Origin of the sequence: Bacillus sp. FSL R5-0439 (assembly GCF_038008805.1) — a bacterium.
In the GTDB taxonomy this organism is placed as follows: Bacteria; Bacillota; Bacilli; order Bacillales; family Bacillaceae; genus Bacillus; species Bacillus safensis.
In genome coordinates, this window is the sequence record NZ_JBBOZW010000001.1 from 2574217 (window position 1) to 2591864 (window position 17648).

Annotated in this window: 14 protein-coding genes; 1 reads left to right on the forward strand and 13 read right to left on the reverse strand. The window is 41.5% G+C overall.

The window, feature by feature from the left end; translation table 11 throughout:
• Nucleotides 1-59 precede the first annotated feature (59 nt).
• The 8 genes from mutM to NST59_RS13265 form a co-directional block, all read right to left on the reverse strand.
• Nucleotides 60-893 (reverse strand): DNA-formamidopyrimidine glycosylase, encoded by an 834-nt coding sequence (gene mutM, locus NST59_RS13230; RefSeq protein ID WP_024426140.1) that lies wholly within the window; start codon nucleotides 891-893, stop codon nucleotides 60-62.
• Nucleotides 894-919: 26 nt separating this feature from the next.
• On the reverse strand, nucleotides 920-3559 hold the full coding sequence (gene polA / locus NST59_RS13235; protein WP_041086577.1) for a DNA polymerase I: 2640 nt from the start codon (nucleotides 3557-3559) through the stop codon (nucleotides 920-922).
• A 255-nt stretch (nucleotides 3560-3814) separates the two neighbouring features.
• Entirely contained in the window at nucleotides 3815-5557 is a 1743-nt protein-coding gene (gene pnpS / locus NST59_RS13240; protein WP_039180556.1) for a two-component system histidine kinase PnpS, read from the reverse strand.
• Nucleotides 5550-6278: a response regulator transcription factor gene (locus NST59_RS13245; RefSeq protein ID WP_039180559.1), complete on the reverse strand. Its 729-nt coding sequence runs from the start codon at nucleotides 6276-6278 to the stop codon at nucleotides 5550-5552. The genes pnpS and NST59_RS13245 overlap by 8 nt, the downstream gene beginning before the upstream one ends.
• Nucleotides 6279-6462: 184 nt before the next feature.
• Complete coding sequence (mdh, locus tag NST59_RS13250) at nucleotides 6463-7401, reverse strand: malate dehydrogenase (protein WP_008356047.1); 939 nt, start codon at nucleotides 7399-7401, stop codon at nucleotides 6463-6465.
• Between the two features lie 34 nt (nucleotides 7402-7435).
• Entirely contained in the window at nucleotides 7436-8707 is a 1272-nt protein-coding gene (gene icd / locus NST59_RS13255) for an NADP-dependent isocitrate dehydrogenase (protein ID WP_024424789.1), read from the reverse strand.
• 153 nt (nucleotides 8708-8860) lie between these two features.
• Nucleotides 8861-9979 carry a citrate synthase gene (citZ, locus tag NST59_RS13260; RefSeq protein ID WP_327842248.1) on the reverse strand — a complete coding sequence of 373 codons (1119 nt, stop codon included), beginning with the start codon at nucleotides 9977-9979 and terminating at the stop codon, nucleotides 8861-8863.
• Between the two features lie 376 nt (nucleotides 9980-10355).
• Nucleotides 10356-10820, reverse strand: a complete 465-nt coding sequence (locus NST59_RS13265) for a DUF441 domain-containing protein (RefSeq protein ID WP_047202655.1) — start codon at nucleotides 10818-10820, stop codon at nucleotides 10356-10358.
• Nucleotides 10821-10920: 100 nt separating this feature from the next.
• Here NST59_RS13265 and ytvI point away from each other — a divergent pair, with 100 nt between their 5' ends.
• Nucleotides 10921-12039 carry a sporulation integral membrane protein YtvI gene (ytvI, locus tag NST59_RS13270; RefSeq protein ID WP_144491326.1) on the forward strand — a complete coding sequence of 373 codons (1119 nt, stop codon included), beginning with the start codon at nucleotides 10921-10923 and terminating at the stop codon, nucleotides 12037-12039.
• Between the two features lie 24 nt (nucleotides 12040-12063).
• Here the strand turns inward: ytvI and NST59_RS13275 are convergent, their stop codons facing one another.
• From NST59_RS13275 to accD, 5 genes are all read right to left on the reverse strand, one after another.
• Nucleotides 12064-12453, reverse strand: coding sequence for an FxsA family protein (locus NST59_RS13275; RefSeq protein WP_039180564.1), 390 nt, complete (start codon nucleotides 12451-12453; stop codon nucleotides 12064-12066).
• A gap of 99 nt (nucleotides 12454-12552) precedes the next feature.
• Entirely contained in the window at nucleotides 12553-14313 is a 1761-nt protein-coding gene (gene pyk / locus NST59_RS13280; protein WP_039180567.1) for a pyruvate kinase, read from the reverse strand.
• 27 nt (nucleotides 14314-14340) lie between these two features.
• Complete coding sequence (gene pfkA, locus NST59_RS13285) at nucleotides 14341-15300, reverse strand: 6-phosphofructokinase (RefSeq protein ID WP_024424794.1); 960 nt, start codon at nucleotides 15298-15300, stop codon at nucleotides 14341-14343.
• 341 nt (nucleotides 15301-15641) lie between these two features.
• Nucleotides 15642-16619, reverse strand: a complete 978-nt coding sequence (accA, locus tag NST59_RS13290; protein WP_039180569.1) for an acetyl-CoA carboxylase carboxyl transferase subunit alpha — start codon at nucleotides 16617-16619, stop codon at nucleotides 15642-15644.
• Nucleotides 16604-17479 carry an acetyl-CoA carboxylase, carboxyltransferase subunit beta gene (gene accD, locus NST59_RS13295; RefSeq protein ID WP_144490398.1) on the reverse strand — a complete coding sequence of 292 codons (876 nt, stop codon included), beginning with the start codon at nucleotides 17477-17479 and terminating at the stop codon, nucleotides 16604-16606. Before accD ends, accA begins: the two co-directional genes overlap by 16 nt.
• Nucleotides 17480-17648 lie beyond the last annotated feature (169 nt).

Sequence of the window (17648 nt, forward strand, 5' to 3'; positions counted from 1 at the left end):
AAAAATGAATGTTTTTTATCGTATGCACAGCAAAAAGGAAGCATGCTGATGGCTGATTTTTATTGAGGACGTTTTTGGCAGGTTACACAAAAATGTGTGCCGCGCCCTCCGACTACTGTTTTCTCAATGATGCTTCCGCATGTTTGACAAGGCTCTCCCCGCCGGTCATACACAAGAAGCTGCAGCTGAAATGTTCCAATATCACCTTGTGAATTGATATATGAGCGAATCGTGCTTCCTCCTGCATCTACCGCTACTTGAAGTGTATCGATAATATGCCTGTGAAGCACTTTACACGATTCAAGGCTGAGCTGATTCGCTTTTGTTTCTGGATGAATGCCTGCTTTAAACAAAACCTCATCTACATAAATATTACCTAGTCCCACGACAATCTTTTGATCAAGCAGCGCTGTTTTGACCACACGAGATGTTTTTTTCAATTGCTCCCATAAATATTCCGGAGTGAATTGATCATCAAAAGGCTCATACCCCAGCTGTGAGAGCGGGAGTTCCTTTTCCTCTTCCCCCGGCTGAAATAAATGCATTGTGCCAAATTTACGCACATCATGATACCGAAGCTCAGTACCATCTGTAAAAGTAAAGACGACGTGTACATGTTTATCGTATGGCTCATGCGCTTCATGTACACGGTATTTCCCTTCCATCCTTAAATGGGAGACCATTACGTAGTGGTCTAAATGAAAGAGCAGGAACTTTCCTCTTCTTTCAATGGTTTGTATCGTTTCTCCTACCATCCTTCTTGCGAACTCTTCCGGCTCCCCAGGACGTTTGATGATATTTGGCCATTTGATATCGACCGTTTCAATCGTTTTTCCTTCGACTAACCGCTTGAGTGTGCGCCGGACGGTTTCAACTTCTGGTAATTCCGGCATGCTCCTCGCTCCTTTTTCTCTCTCTATTATTTTGCGTCGTACCAAGATGGGCCTGAAGCAAAATCAACTTTTAGCGGCACATCTAGCTGAAGTGCATTTTCCATGACTTCAGGGACAATTTTTTCGAGTATGGCAATTTCTTCTTTCGGCGCTTCGAAGATCAATTCATCGTGCACCTGTAATAAAAGATTTGCCTGCAAGTTTTCTTCTTTTAACTTACGCGCCATATCAATCATGGCTTTTTTAATAATATCAGCTGCACTTCCTTGGATCGGTGTGTTCATGGCTGTTCTTTCCGCAAAGCTTTTGATATTAAAATTACGGCTGGTGATATCCGGGATATACCGTCTGCGTTTGAGAAGTGTCGTGACATATCCTTTTTGTTTCGCTTCCTGCACAATCTCTTCCATATAGGTTTTCACGCCTTTAAAGCTTGTTAAATAGCGTTCGATAAAGGCAGCCGCTTCTTTTCTTGTGATCCCAAGATTTTGAGATAATCCATAGTCACTGATTCCATATACAATTCCGAAGTTGACAGCCTTGGCTTGTCTTCTCATAGAGGAAGTCACTTCTTCTTCTGAGACATGGAACACGTCCATCGCTGTTTTCGTGTGAATATCCATATCTTGCGTAAACGCTTCGATCAAATTCTCATCCTGAGAAATATGAGCGAGTACACGCAGCTCAATTTGTGAATAGTCAGCAGCAAACATAAGCCAGCCTTCTTTTGATGGAACGAATGCTTGACGAATCTTCCGTCCTTCCTCTAAACGAATTGGGATGTTTTGCAAGTTGGGATCTGTTGAGCTTAGTCTTCCTGTTTGCGTGAGCGCTTGATTAAATCGTGTATGCACTTTATGTGTATCCTTGCGCGTTACCTTCATTAAGCCTTCCACATAGGTCGATTGGAGCTTTCCAATTTGGCGGTAATGCAGAATAGACCGAATGATTTCGTGCTTATCTTCAAGCTTTTCAAGAACATCCGCAGATGTCGAGTAGCCTGTTTTTGTCTTTTTAATAATCGGCAGACCTAATTTTTCAAAAAGAATCACGCCAAGCTGTTTAGGAGAATTGATGTTAAACGTTTCACCTGCTAAGCGGTGAATGGTTTCCTCATATTCTTTCAGCTTTTTCGCTAACTCTTCACCCATCTTCTCTAGGCGCTCAATATCTACCTTTACGCCAAGTGATTCCATTTCACCTAAGATGAGGGCAAGCGGCAGCTCTAAGTCTTCATACAGTTCATGTTGATCATTTTTTTCTAGTGCTTCAAGTGTTAAATCATGCAGAGCAGAGATCGCCGCTGCTTTTCGTCCAAGATGTTCCTTCAGTTCATCTTCAGGTGGGATCGCCTGCTTTGCTCCTTTTCCGTACACTTTTTCATCAGAAAATGCGATGTTAAGACCGTATTCCTTCGCTACACTTGCGACGTCCTCATAGGATTTCTGAGGATTGACGACATAGGAAGCGAGCAGGACATCGTTATCGACACCTTTTAGATCGACATCGTGCCATCTGAGGGCGACAACTGCTCTTTTTGAATCGAAGACCCATTTCTTCTTCGTTTCATCCTGTACCCATTGTTTAAATGCATCTGATTGAAGTGCATCTTCTTTCGTGATAAAAAACGCACCGTTTTCATTATGGATCGCAAAACCGATCAAATCCGCTTCATGATAATTATCTCCAAGCTGTTCTACCACAAGGGCGGCGTGATCTGTCAGCATTTCATCCGTTACATCAGTCATTTTTTTCACTTCTAATGCTTCAACTTCGACCTGTTCACCTGTTTCTGGTGCTTCTCCTAGACGCTCTAGCAGCGTTTGAAAGCCTAGTTCTTTATAAAGAGAGATCACTTGATCCATATGAGGACCTTCATATGCGAGATCCTTGCTTGATACATCAATTGGCGCTTCTACAAGAATCGTTGCGAGTTGTTTACTCATCACCGCTTGCTCTTTATATTCTTCAAGCTTTTCTTTGAGTTTTTTACCACTGACTTCGTCAATATGTTCAAGCAGGTTTTCTACCGTTTCAAACTGCTTTAACAATTTTATCGCTGTTTTTTCCCCTACACCGGGCACCCCTGGGATATTATCTGAGGAATCTCCCATCAAGCCTTTCATGTCGATGATTTGATCTGGGCGCAGACCATATTTTTCTTCAATATGAGCCGGTGTGTAATATTCTACTTCTGTAATGCCTTTTTTCGTAATTGCTACCGTCGTATGGTCTGTTGAGAGCTGCGTTAAGTCCTTATCTCCTGAGAAAATTTTCACTTCAAAGCCGTCTTTTTCTGCCTCCACAGCCAATGTCCCGATAATATCGTCAGCCTCGTATTGAGGAAGCTCGTACCTTTTCACCTGATAGGCATCTAATAGTTCACGGATAAACGGCATTTGTTCTGATAGCTCTGGCGGCGTTTTTTGTCTTCCGCCTTTATATTCTTTAAATGTCTCGTGGCGGAACGTTGTTTTCCCCGCATCAAATGCGACGAGCATATGGGTTGGCTTCTCGTCCTCGAGCATCTTCATTAAGATCATTGCAAAGCCATAAATGGCATTTGTATGGACGCCTTTATCATTTGATAATAGCGGCAAAGCAAAAAAAGCTCGATAAGCGAGACTGTTTCCATCCACTAGTACTAATTTCTTTTTGTCTGTCATGTTTTAATCCTCCATCGGCTGAGCCATTTCAGCCGTCTCTTTCACACATTGTATCATCATTTTATCAAAGTTTATTTTGAAAAGAAAATAGTCGAACCTGCATAAAAAAAGGGACGAAAACAACAAGTGTTTTCGTCCTTACAAAATTGGCTCCTTGGATGAAGGGGTTCCTATTCATCCTACCAATGATTGTTTAACTAAACATGAATCCATTGTAAAGATCATGTAAATTTTAACGTGACATTCCTTTTTTCCCTATTTTGATTTCAGGCTCACTGTAAAAGTCGTTCCTTTGCCTTGTTTGCTATGGACTGAAATCGTCCCTTCATGCGCCTCCACAAGGTGTTTGACAATCGCAAGACCAAGTCCTGTTCCGCCTGAATTTCTACTTCTATCTTTATCAATTCGATAAAATCTCTCAAATATTCTTGGAATCTCTCTTTTCTTCATGCCGATTCCTGTATCTGCTACATCAAATTCATAGGCGCCTTTCCGCGGTCTTGCCGAAATGGTGACACTCCCTCCCTCTGGTGTATAGGTAAGAGCATTGTTGACGAGATTGAGGAAGATTTGCTTTAATCTCAGCGGATCTGCCATCACATAGACAGGCTCTTTCGGGATACGCACTTGTAATTGAATACCTTTTTCCGCAGCCTTTTGTTTTAAAAGGACTTCAATCTCTTGAATGATTTCTGACGCATTGGCGTCTTGAATATTTAATTTGAAATGCTGCTGCTCGATTTTGGAAAGATCGAGTAAATCTTGAATGAGAGTTTCGAGTCGGACACTCTCTTTTAAAATGATGGAAAGGAATTGTGTCAGCGCTTCTTTGTCATCAATCGCTCCATCAAGAAGGGTTTCGGAGAATCCTTTAATCGACGTAATCGGCGTCTTTAATTCGTGAGACACATTGGCGACAAAATCTTTTCGCATCTGCTCGAGCTGCTTTGTTTCTGTCACGTCATGAAACACAAGGACAATTCCTTTCCATTCATCGTCTGTACTTAAAATCGGGACACCATCCACTTGGAAGTAGCGCCGTTCAATGTCAACGGCTAGACGTAAAAACTTTCGCACCTTCGTTTCTGTCATAAAAATTTCATCAATCAGCTCAATAATTTCGTCATGTGTAAATGCTTCATGATACAGCTTGTGCATGTAAATGTGCTTTTGCACCTTAAACTGCTTGCGGAAGGTTCGATTGACTAGGTTGATATACCCCATCTTATCAATCAAAATAATTCCTGCACCGATGTTTTCAATGACTGTTTGCAGACGGTCCCGCTGCATTTCCCCAGTGCTTGTCATTTCTTGAAGGCTTTCTGCCAGACGCTTCATTGATGTATTAAGCTCACTAGTTTCAATGATGAGCTCTTCATAATGATTGGTATCATAGTTCCCACGTTCCAGCTGTTTGGCTACCTTTGTGGCATAATCTATCGGTTTTACATATTTCATCGACATGCGGTATCCAAAGAAAACGATGATAATAATCGCCGAGCCAAGACAAACGGCTAATGCGAGCCAAAGCTGGCCATCAATTTCGTTTAAAGGCTGGAATGACGCATGGAGAAATAAATAGCCTGCCGGTTCGTTTTGTTTCAGAATAGGGACTGCGTAATGAAACAGCGCATCCTTCTCATCCTCAATGACGACGCCTTTTGTTTGAAGCCGTTCATTGTTCAGTGTGTTTTGAATGATGCCCCTTTGCTCCGCTTGACCCGTTGTATGTATGATATTCCCCTTCAGATTCACAATTGACGCATTCATGTCGAGATGCTGCTTTGCCTGATTGAGGATCTCCTTGTTTTGCTTCGCCTGCAGATCATCACCATCCATGGAAGAAAGAAGAAAGCTCGATTCATTTTCCATTCGTTCCGTTAATTTTGTTTCATAAAAAACATGGAACATGTGATCCAGAAAAAGGCCAAGTGCGACAAACACAATAAAAAGGAGAAAAATAAGTCCCGAAAACAGGCGGGTTCTTATTTTACTCATTTGGCTTTGGCTCCTCCAATTTGTAGCCTAAGCCGCGAATGGTTTTAATGTATGTTGGTTTTTTCGTATTCTTTTCAATTTTGTCCCGCAAGTGGCTGATGTGTACATCCACAATACGAGTGTCTCCTGCAAAGTCATAATTCCAAACGGCACTTAGCAGCAGATCACGTGTGAGGACACGTCCTTTATGCTTGGCCAAATAAAGCAGCAGTTCAAATTCCTTCGGCGTAAGCTCTAGACGTTCTTCTTGGAAGTAGACTTCGTAGTGTTCTGGTAAAATGCGCAGTTCACCAATTTTGATTTGGTCTGCAATGACCTCTTCCTTGTCCTCTTGCGTGGGGGCAGGCTGAGATTGCTGCGCTCTTCTTAAGATGGCTTTTACCCGAGCACCCACTTCTCTAGGACTGAATGGCTTTGTCATGTAATCATCGGCTCCAAGTTCAAGGCCGAGCACCTTATCAAATTCATCGTCCTTTGCTGTCAGCATTAAAATAGGGAACATCATTTTTTGAATTCTCAGTTGTTTGCACACTTCAATGCCGTCCATTTTCGGAAGCATTAAATCTAATACAATGAGATCAGGCTGTTCACTTGCTGCTTTTTCAAGCGCTTCTTCCCCATCTCTTGCTGTGACGACATCATAGCCCGCCCTTTCAAGGTTATAGCTTAGAAGTGTTACAATCGATTCTTCATCATCCACAACTAATATTTTTTTATTCATGTTGTGCCTCCAATTAGTGATTTCCCCTGCATCCGTTTTTTTGTATCTTATGTGAAAAGCGAGAAGTCACGCTTTCTCTTTCATTTTAACGAAAGCTTAACAAGAGGACAATTTAAAATTTCGACAAGATTTGTTTTGTAAACAAAAAGAAGGCCCCTCATAAGAGAAGCCTTCCTTTTTCATATTAAGACAATACTTTCATGACGTTCTTAACAGATTCAACAGAACGGTCAAGCTGACTTCTTTCTTCTTCTGTCAGCTCAAGCTCAATGATCTGCTCAAGGCCGTTTCCACCTACGATTGTTGGTACACCAAGGTAAATGCCTTCGTAGCCATATTCACCTTCAAGGTAAGCAATCGTTGGGATTACGCGGCGCTGATCTTTTAGAATCGCCTCAACCATTTCTACAAGTGAAGCAGCAGGTGCATAATAGGCACTACCGTTACCTAATAGGTTCACGATTTCGCCGCCGCCTTTTCTTGTTCTTTCAACAATCGCATCAATTCGATCTTTTGGAATCAATGTTTCAAGCGGGATACCGCCTGCATAAGAGTAACGAACAAGCGGAACCATGTCATCACCATGTCCACCAAGGACAAAGCCCGTCACATCTTTGACAGATAGGTTTAATTCTTGAGCAACAAACGTACGGAAACGTGCTGTATCAAGAATACCCGATTGTCCAATGACTTTTTCTTTTGGTAATCCTGATTCTTTATAAACTGCATATGTCATTGCATCAACAGGGTTTGTTAACACAACAATAATGGCTTCTGGAGAATATTTAACGATTTCGCGTGTCACGCTGCGCATGATTTTTTCATTTGTTGACACGAGATCGTCACGGCTCATTCCCGGCTTTCTTGCAATTCCTGCCGTAATGACCACGACATCAGAACCGGCTGTATCTTCGTAGTTAGAAGTGCCTGTAATGTTCGCATCGAAGCCTTGAACAGGGCTTGCTTCCAGCATATCAAGAGCTTTCCCTTTTGTTGGGTTCTCAAGCTGCGGGATATCAACTAAGACGACATCCGCTAATTCTTTTTGAGCTGTTAAAAATGCTGTAGTTGCTCCAGTAAAACCTGCTCCGATGACAGATACTTTTTTACGCTTGTTTGCCATTTCCTTTTTCCCCTTTAACTTTAAAGTTTAAGAATCAAGACAAGTTTTTGATGAGCTCGTCAGCAAACTCAGAACATTTTACTTCTGTTGCGCCATCCATTAATCTAGCAAAATCGTAAGTGACGACTTTAGATGCAATTGTTTTTTCAACAGATTGAATCACTAGATCAGCTGCTTCCTGCCAGCCAAGGTGCTCAAGTAACAGCACGCCTGATAGAAGAACAGAAGATGGATTCACTTTATCAAGACCAGCATATTTTGGTGCTGTTCCGTGAGTCGCTTCAAAAATAGCGTGTCCTGTTTCGTAGTTGATGTTCGCTCCTGGTGCGATACCAATTCCACCAACTTGTGCTGCAAGTGCATCAGAGATGTAATCTCCATTTAAGTTCATTGTAGCCACAACATCGAACTCAGCTGGACGAGTTAGGATTTGTTGAAGGAAAATATCTGCAATGCTGTCTTTGACAATGATTTTGCCAGCAGCTTCTGCTTCACTTTGCGCTTTGTTTGCCGCATCTTTTCCATCTTGTTCTACAATACGATCATATTGTGCCCATGTAAAGACTTTGTCGCCAAACTCTTTTTCAGCCACTTCGTAGCCCCAGTTTTTGAAGGCACCTTCTGTAAATTTCATGATGTTTCCTTTGTGAACAAGCGTCACAGATTTACGGCCTTGGTCAATTGCATATTGGATAGCCGCTCTGACAAGACGGGATGTTCCCTCTTCAGAAACTGGCTTGATTCCGATACCTGACGTTTCTGGGAAACGGATTTTGTTCACACCTAATTCGTTTTTCAAGAAGTCAATTAACTTCTTCACTTCGTCTGAACCTTTTGCATACTCAATACCAGCATAGATATCTTCTGTGTTCTCACGGAAGATCACCATGTCTGTGTCTTCTGGACGTTTAACAGGAGAAGGTACGCCTTTGAACCAGCGAACTGGACGTAAGCATGTGAATAAATCAAGCTCTTGTCTAAGTGCCACGTTTAATGAACGGATTCCTCCGCCAATTGGTGTTGTTAGTGGTCCTTTAATCGCAATTAAGTATTCACGAATGTCTTCAAGCGTTTGCTCAGGAAGCCACTCTCCAGTTTTATTGTAAGCTTTCTCACCTGCATATACTTCTTTCCAAGTGATTTGCTTTTCACCTTTATATGCTTTTTCTACAGCTGCTTCAAGTACTCTTGATGCTGCTTTCCAAATGTCAGGACCGATTCCGTCCCCTTCGATAAACGGGATGATTGGATTATTTGGTACATTCAATACGCCGCCAGTAACTGTAATTTTTTCGCCTTGTGACAATGATATTACCTCCCAGGTTATGTAGTGAATATTTGAAACTTCTTGGCTTGATTTCTGCAAGCAAAAAAGTTTTTCACGTGATTCGTTTTTTGTTGATGTTGATATGGAGGCTGATTAGCCTTTTGAAATCAGCCCCCGCTTATTCTATAAACATTAGTCTCTTTCACTGATCGGAACAAAGGTTTGAAGATCAGGTCCAATGTAATCAGCTCTTGGACGGATGAGTCGGTTGTTGTCATATTGCTCTAGAATATGAGCAATCCATCCAGAGAATCGGCTGATCACGAAAATTGGTGTAAACAAGTCATGATCAATGCCAAGACTGTGATATACAGATGCAGAATAAAAATCAACATTTGGTGGAAGATTTTTCTCTGATGTCACGATTTCCTCTGCGCGAACAGACATTTCATACCATTTCGGCTCGCCAGTGAGGTTTGTTAAACGCTGGCTCATTTCTTTTAGATGCTTTGCACGCGGGTCACCTTGACGATATACGCGGTGGCCAAAGCCCATAATTTTTTCTTTCTTCTCTAGCTTACCATGAATATAGGAATCTACGTTTTCAACTTCGCCAATTTCTGAAAGCATCTTCATCACGCCTTCATTAGCGCCGCCATGAAGCGGTCCTTTCAGCGCACCGATAGCCGCTGTCACACCAGAGTAGATATCTGATAGTGTAGCAACACATACACGTGCTGTAAATGTCGATGCGTTTAATTCATGATCCGCATGTAGAATAAGCGCCTTATCAATGGCTTCAATTTCTACTGGTGACGGCTCTTCGCCATTTAGCATATACAAGAAGTTTGCAGCATAGCTGTATTCTTCTTTTGGCTGTACAGGCTCAAGTCCTTTGCGAATGCGAGAAAACGCAGCGACTAGTCCAGAAATTTTCGCCTGTAAGCGAATTGCCTTTCTGTAATTCGCTTCTTTGTCCATAATCTCTGATTCGTCATCTAGTAAACCTAGTAAGGATACTGCTGTACGAATCGCAGACATTGGATGAACCCCATTGCGCGAATAAGATTTAAAATGCTCAATGATTTCTTGCGGAATCTGAGCATTTTCATTGAGCTGTTGTTTTAATTCACTCAGCTCCTGCTCATTCGGCAGCTTTAAGTGCCATAACAGGTAGACAATTTCTTCGAATGTAGCTTTTTCAGTTAAATCATCGATATTGTACCCTACATAAGTAAGAGTATCATCAATAATTGAGCTTACGGATGAAGTTGTTGCCACGATACCTTCAAGACCTCTTGTTGCTGTCATGTTCAATCTCCCCTTTTTAAAAAGATTCCCCTTCGTTGCAGAATTCTCACTTTTTGAAAGCGCTATCCAATCCGAATAAGATGGCAGGTTCTGAAAAGAAAATGCTTACATTTACCTATACGGTTAGAGCGCTTTTAGCCTCATATCTCTTGTGTGATCAATGAGTTCAAAATTAAGCCTATTCCCATTATAAACAATAATCAGACATTTGTTAAATGTTTAACTATAATTTTTTTTGATATTTTTTTTTCCAGTCTCCCATATCAGGCATGGAATAAAGGGAATTTGCTTCTTTTAATATATTTAATTATGTTTTTTTGCAAAAGCTCACGCAAGAAAAAATTAAAAAATGAAAGTGGCAGGAACCACTCTCTTTTCACCCGCTGAAAAATTTCACAGCCTGCATCGCCAAATAAGCAATTCCTGCCCCGATGAGCGGTCCAACAGCCACCCCTTTAAATAAGCTGACTGCCAAAATGGTACCGAACACAAGCGCTGCCGTAATATGCGGATCATTTTCGAGTAGCACAATCCCGTTTTTTGCAATTAATGCTACTAATATACCCGCTCCAAGAGCTATCCAAGCATAGGAAGATTTCATCGCTTCTCCAAGCTGCTTAAATCCAATGTCACCTGTTGCAATCGGGACTAGCACAGCAATGGTAATAACGGTCACTCCCCAATTAATGCCTTTAGATTGGAGAACTGGGAAAATTTTTTGATCCAGACCAACCAGCTTAATTGCGATCAGTACAGAGACCGCTAAAATTAACGAATTGTTTTTTGCAATAAGTGCAATAACGAGTAAAAGTACCAAAAATAAATTTGCTTGAGTAAACATACGCCGCTCCTTTCTTTCTTTTTATTGCGACCTTTTCATATTACTAATCTTTTTGAATAAAATGAAGTATCGGACATGCTTGTTTTTTGGAGGGGATTGTGTGAATCACGCCTATGTGGCCATTTTTCTGCGAAGTTTGATGATGATCAGCATTGCTGTTTTTGCTGTTGTCTTTTTATATCAGTCTTTTCCGTTTTTATATCCTTTTTGGATCGCCCTTATTGTGTCTTGTTTGATTCACCCTGCCGTCTGCAAAATCGAAGAGATCACCGGGATGCCAAGAGGACTTGTTGTGGTCATTGTACTGTTGCTCTTTTTAGTCGCAGCCGCCGGCTTCATGACGCTTTTAGTTGCTGAAATCATTTCAGGTAGTGCTTATTTGGCAAAGGTGCTGCCTAGCCATCTTGATCAATTGATTGGTATTGTAGAGCAATTTTTCACAGATAAAATTCTGCCTTTATATCATGATGTCACAGCCCAATTTAATACGCTTCAAGCAGGTCAAAAGGAATCGATTTTGGGACAAATTCAAGCACTCGGTGATGAAGCTGCCGCAAAAATCGGGACTTTTCTTTCAAAAACACTTGAGCTTATTCCGGCTTTTTTAGGCCTTTTGCCTGATGCAGCAGCAACATTGTTATTTTCTGCTCTGGCAACTTTTTTTATCACGAAAGATTGGTTTACATTAAAAACATATGGCTCACGTATCTTTCCCGCAAAATGGATGCAGCATACACGCGCCATTTTATCTGAAATCAAAAAAGCCATTACCGGTTTTATGAAGGCTCAGCTTCTGCTTGTGGCCATGACGATTGGTATTGTATTGATTGGACTCATCGTTTTAAAAGTCGAGCATGCCCTTGTAATTGCTTTATGTATTGGATTTGTCGATTTACTTCCATATATCGGGAGCGGTACTGTTTTCCTACCGTGGATCATTTATTCTGCTATGACAGGAAATCTTTCACTCGCCATTGGACTGGGCATTTTGTATATTGTTGTCCTCATTCAAAGACAAATATCAGAGCCAAAAGTCTTAAGCAAATCCATCGGACTTAATCCTCTAGCAACGCTTGTGGCGCTATTTGTCGGGTTAAAATGGTTTGGTTTTCTTGGACTTGTGATTGGCCCTGCTTCCCTTGTCGTGTGGCAGGCATTCCGTAATGCAGGAGTTTTCAGAGATATTTTTGAGTACATTCGGTATGGCATGCAAAAATAAAAGAGACCTAGGCTGAAGGTCTCTTTAGCGAATGATTGTATAGCGGTTGCGATTAGACAAGTTTCTAAGCCAGCGTTCAAAGAGCGGCTTGATTCCCTTTCTCGTCACCGGAATGAGCAGCAAAGCCCCAATGAGATCTGATAAGAAGCCTGGAATGAGCAGCAACAGACCGCCAATCAGAATACAAAAACCATCGACAATCGCTCCCCCTGGCATCTTGCCATATTGTAAATCTCGCTGCACTTTTTGGAAGGCTTCTATTCCTTGTTTTCTTGCGAAATAAGCACCTAATGCACTTGTCAGCACGATGAGCAGCATCGTTGGCAAAATGCCAATGATTTTACTTGAGATTAAAAATAAACTAATTTCCACCGCAGGGAACAGAATTAATAATAGTAGAAAATATTTCTTCAACCATATCACCTCATGGGGTATCTTTCATCGAAAGCTGTTTACTTTTTTTAGTGTAACATAAAAAAAGAGAGGAGTCAGACAACTCCTCTCTTGGATGATTTAAAGGACGCTTGCACGGCCTTTGTAGATCGCTCCGCGTGCTGGATCTACTGTAATCTCTTCGCCTTCTTTTAATAGTGTTGTTGCGCCGTCAAGACCAACAATTACTGGAATGCCAAGGCTTAATCCAACAACAGCTGCATGGCTTGTTAAACCGCCTTCTTCTGTGATAAGGGCAGATGCTTTTTCTAAAGCTCCCATCATATCACGATCTGTGCAGTTTGCGACTAGGATCGCACCGTCGTACATTTTTTCTTCTGCTTCTTTTCCGCTTTGTGCAATGACAACCGGTCCAAATGCAGATTTACGGCCAATACCTTGACCTTTCGCAATGATGTCACCGACAACATATACTTTCATTAAGTTCGTCGTACCTGTTTCACCAACTGGCACACCTGCTGTAATGACGATTAAATCGCCGTGTCTTACATAGCCTGTTTCAATAGACTTTTCTACTGCATTCTCAAGCATTTCATCAGTAGACGTCGTTTTTGATCCGCTCTTTGCAAATACACCGAATACGAGTGAAAGCTTTCTTGCCACTGATTCGTTTGCTGTAACTGCTACGATTGGTGCTTTTGGTCTATATTTTGAAATCATTCTGGCTGTATGTCCGCTTTCCGTAGGCGTCACAATGGCTGCCACATCAAGCTTCATTGCTGTATGTGCAACAGATTGACCGATCGCATCTGTAATGCTGACTTCTACTTCTTCGCTTCTGCGGGAAAGAATTGCTTTATAGTTTAGTGCTTCTTCTGAACGTGATGCAATGTTATGCATCGTTTGTACAGCTTCTACTGGATATGTTCCTGCTGCTGTTTCACCAGAAAGCATAATCGCATCTGTACCGTCAAAAATAGCATTGGCCACGTCACTTGCTTCCGCGCGGGTTGGACGAGGGTTACGCTGCATGCTGTCCAGCATTTGAGTCGCTGTGATGACAGGCTTGCCTAAACGATTGCATTTTTTGATCAGCATTTTTTGAACAAGCGGTACTTCTTCTGCCGGGATCTCTACACCAAGATCTCCACGCGCAACCATTAAACCGTCAGATACCTCAAGGATTTCGTCGATGTTATCAACACCCTCTTGGTTTTCAATCTTAGGAATGATTTGAATATCAGTCGCATTGTTCTTTTCAAGAAGCTCACGAATTTCAAGAACATCAGAAGCTCGTCTAACAAAAGAAGCTGCGATGAAATCGACGCCTTGTTCAATTCCAAACAGAATATCATTAGCATCCTTTTCTGTAATACCTGGCAGGTTCACACTGACGCCAGGTATGTTGACGCCTTTTTTGTTTTTGAGTGTGCCTGTATTCATGACTTTAGTGACGATTTCTTTGCGGTCCTTGTTAATTTCTTTTACTTCTAAACCAATCAGACCATCATCTAATAGAATCGTTGAACCTACTTCTACATCATGAATTAAATCTTCGTATGTCACACTAATTTTTTCCGTATTTCCAACAATGTCTTCCATACTCACGATAAGATCAGCACCAGCGACTAGCTCAATTGAGCCGTTTTCAACTGTACGTGTACGGATCTCTGGACCTTTTGTATCTAGAAGGATCGCAATGTCCTTGCCTAATGTTTTACCTGCTTTACGTATGTTTTCAATGCGTGCACCATGCTCTTCAAAATCTCCGTGGGAGAAGTTTAGTCTGGCTACATTCATTCCTGCTTCAATCAATTCAGTCAGCTTTTCAATGCTTTCACTTGCTGGACCGATTGTACAAACGATTTTTGTCTTTCTCATTACTGTTCCTCCTAAGGTCTTCTCGTTTTATATAGAGAGCTCTTGTGAAAGTCGGTACATATTTTTATCGACTGTATGTTTTTTATCTAAGATTTCTAAAATATCATGATGGACAAGTTCATTGCTTTGAATGCCTACACAGCGTCCTCCTTGTCCTTCAAGGAGAAGCTCGACTGCGTATGCTCCTAAACGGCTTGCCAGTACACGGTCAAATGCACTCGGAGAACCTCCGCGCTGAATATGTCCTAAGACAGATACACGTGTTTCAAGGCTTGTCTCCTCTTCAATCCGCTTACCAAATTCAACACCGCTGCCTACGCCTTCTGCAACGATAATAATACTATGCTTCTTGCCGCGCTCGTGACCTCTTCTTAACCTAGCAATAATTTCGTCCATGTCATAGTCTGCTTCAGGAATCAAAATAGATTCGGCTCCGCCCGCAAGACCTGACCAAAGGGCAATATCACCAGCATGTCTTCCCATTACTTCCACTACGTATGTACGTTCATGAGATGTGGCTGTATCACGAATTTTATCAATGGCATCAATGACAGTATTCAGTGCTGTATCAAAGCCAATAGTGAAATCAGTACCTGGAATATCGTTGTCAATCGTGCCAGGGACACCTACACATGGAAAACCGAGCTCTGTTAATTTCTTCGCTCCCATAAATGACCCGTCTCCACCAATGACTACAAGTCCTTCAATACCGAATTTTTTTAAGTTTTCAATTCCCTTTTCACGACCTTCAACTGTCTTGAATTCAGGACATCTTGCAGTGTAAAGTTTTGTTCCTCCACGATGAATGATATCGCCTACCGAACCTATTTCGAGTTTCTCAATTTTACCGTTAATTAGACCTGAGTATCCATTATAAATACCGTAAACTTCAACATTATGGTAAATTGCTTTCCTTACAACTGCGCGCACAGCTGCATTCATTCCTGGGGAATCCCCACCGCTTGTTAAAACTCCTATACGCTTCATCTTTTTCACCTCAGAGACCATATATGAATTAAACATACCATTTCCACTGCTTGAAAACAATCATGAGCAAATTTGGATGTTTTCAATACGAATTTCTAAAACCGTACTTATTATACAATTAAATAAACCGTTTTTAAACAAAAGTTAAGAACGTCGTGAAAGCAAATCTCTCTGAAATCTGTAAAGGCAAGTGCTATAAACCTTATCATATCAAGGTTTTCAGACGTTTCAAATTTTATGAAAACAAAAGAAAATTATTTTCAAATAGCGCTTACATGAGGTCGGTTTTCATGAAAAAAGATGAAAAAAATAAACGCCAGCCAAAAAGGCTGTACGTTTATTTAGTTTACCCCAATATATTGATTTTCAATCGATACTTTCCCGATTGCTTTGTATTTTTCATATCTTTGTTCGACTAGTTCTTCAGGTGTTAGTTTGAGCAAAGATGTAAGTGATTGTTTTAATACATTTTCCATGTAGGCTGCTTGTTGTTTCACGTCTCGATGTGCTCCACCTTGCACTTCTTTAATAACATCATCTATAATATCTAATTCTTTTAGGTCTGGAGCGGTAATTTTCATTGATTCTGCAGCTTTTTTCGCAAGTGATGAGTCCTTCCAGAGCAGTGCTGCTGCACCTTCAGGTGAAATCACTGAATACGTTGAGTTTTCTAGCATGAATAGGTGGTTTCCTACGCCTAGGCCTAGTGCGCCGCCGCTTCCGCCTTCTCCAATGACAATACAGACAACCGGTACACGAAGTCCTGCCATTTCGAATAGGTTTTTCGCAATTGCTTCACTTTGTCCGCGCTCTTCAGCTGCTTTACCAGGATAAGCTCCTTTTGTATCAATAAAGCAAATGATCGGGCGATTAAATTTATCTGCTTGTTTCATCAAACGCAGCGCTTTACGGTAGCCTTCTGGATGAGGCATTCCGAAATTACGGCGCAAGTTTTCTTTTGTATCTTTACCGCGCTGATGGCCAATAACAGTGACAGGAAGCCCTTTAAACGTGGCAATTCCTCCAACGATCGCTTCATCATCACCATAAAAACGGTCGCCGTGACATTCGAAAAAATTGTCAAACAGCTCTTGAATGTAATCGAGAGTTGTTGGGCGCATCGCATGCCGAGCAATCTGCACTCTGTCCCACGGCTTTAAATTTGTATAAATGTCTGCTTCAAGCTTGCTCAGACGTGTTTCAAGGCGCTCAATTTCTGCACTTAAATCCATTTCTGAGTTTTGTGTGAACTTTTTCAGTTCATCAATTTTCGCTCGAAGTTCAATGACAGGTTTTTCAAATTCTAGTTCTCCAGCCACTCTCGTTCACCTCCTGTGCTGTGTAGCGCTAAGATTCGGCCTAGAGTTTCTTTCATTTCTGCACGATGGATGACAGCATCAAGCTGTCCATGCTTCATTAAAAATTCAGCCGTTTGGAAGTCCTCTGGCAGGTCTTCACGAATCGTTTGTTCAATGATTCTGCGGCCTGCAAAACCAATTAAAGCACCCGGTTCTGCAAAGTTGTAATCACCGAGAGACGCAAAACTAGCTGATACACCGCCAGTTGTTGGGTTCGTCATCACAGAGATAATCAACCCTTGATCTTCGCTGAACAGTTTTAATGCTGAACTTGTTTTTGCCATCTGCATCAGACTGAGAATTCCCTCTTGCATTCTCGCTCCACCAGATGCAGTAAAGATAATAAACGGCACCTTGTCCGCTTTTGCTTTCTCGATCGCCAGTGTGATCTTTTCACCAACAACCGATCCCATGCTGCCCATACGGAACGTGGCATCCATGACAGCAATGACAGTACTTTGGCCTTCAATCTCACCTTTACCTGTGACAATGGCTTCATTCAAAGATGTTTTTTCTCTGTCTTTCTCAAGCTTTTCTTCGTAGCCTGGGAAACCGAGCGGGTTTGCTGAAATGAGGTGCCCGTTAAATTCTTCAAATGTGCCTTCATCTACAAGGCTTTCGATACGCTGTTTTGCATTCATTTGCAAATGTCTGCCGCAATTCATGCAAACACGTAAATTTTTATCTAGTTCTTTGGTGAGCATTATTTTTTTACATTGCGGACATTTGGTCATGATGCCTTCAGGCACATCTTGGCTTGCCTGTTCAGAGGGTACAGATGCATATTTTTTCTTTTTACTGAAAATATTCTTGATTGACAAATGACTACCTCCCTTTTTGAAGGGTTTTTTCTTTACACGCACATCCACTATTATAGGACATGTCATAACTGTACCGAAACTATTGTACTTTTTTTGTCAAACGCTGTCATCCTTCATTCAATTTTTTCAGTGGGGAATTGATGAGAAATGAGTAGGTGTTTGGGGCGCT